At 66.4% G+C, this 792-nt stretch carries 1 protein-coding gene; it reads right to left on the bottom strand.

The features are described 5' to 3' along the window. Positions 1-766, bottom strand: a 766-nt coding sequence (locus FK530_RS24420; RefSeq protein ID WP_269434184.1) for a GlgC family sugar phosphate nucleotidyltransferase, incomplete at its 3' end; no start/stop codon positions are given. Positions 767-792 lie beyond the last annotated feature (26 nt).

Below are 792 nucleotides of genomic sequence, written 5' to 3'. Positions count from 1 at the left end.
GGTCCACGCCCACCACGGCGCCCTCCTCCACGATCACGGACTTGTCCAGGATGGCCTTGGAGACGATCTCGTGGCGCCCGATCCGGGTGTCGTCCATGACCACCGAGTCGGTGACCTGGGCCCAGGAGTGGACGTAGGTGCCCGGTGACATGATCGAGTGGTAGACCTCTCCGCCGGAGATGATGGCACCCGGGGAGACGAAGGAGTCCACGGCGTGTCCCATGCGGGAGTGCTCGTCCCCGTAGACGAACTTCGCCGGCGGCAGCGATCCGTCCAGCAGCGTCATGGTCGGCCAGTCCCTGTTGTACAGGTTGAAGACGGGGTGGACGCTGATCAGCTCCATGTTCGCCTCGTAGTAGGCGTCCAGGGTGCCCACATCGCGCCAGTAGTTGCGGTCACGCTCCGTGGCGCCCGGCACCTCGTTGTCCTTGAAGTCATAGACGCCGCACCCCCCGCGGCGCACGAACCACGGGATGATGTCCCCACCCATGTCGTGGCGGGAGTCCTCGTCCTTGGCATCCTCGCGCAGGGCGGCGACCAGGTCCTTCGTGGTGAAGACGTAGTTGCCCATCGAGGCCAGCACCTTCGTCGGGTCGTCGGGCAGGCCCTCGGCGTGCTTGGGCTTCTCCAGGAAGTCCCGGACGACCCCGTCCTTGCCGTCGATGATGCCCAGCGCCGGGGCGAGTTCCACGGGCTGGCGGATACCGGCGACGGTGGCCGGCAGACCCGAGGCGATGTGGTGGGCCACCATCTGGGAGAAGTCCATGCGATAGATGTTGTCCGCACCGATGA

It is taken from the genome of Tsukamurella conjunctivitidis (assembly GCF_007858475.1).
In the GTDB taxonomy this organism is placed as follows: domain Bacteria; phylum Actinomycetota; class Actinomycetes; order Mycobacteriales; family Mycobacteriaceae; genus Tsukamurella; species Tsukamurella conjunctivitidis.
The sequence above is the reverse complement of the archived record's forward strand: the minus strand, read 5'-3'. Positions and strand labels throughout refer to the sequence as shown.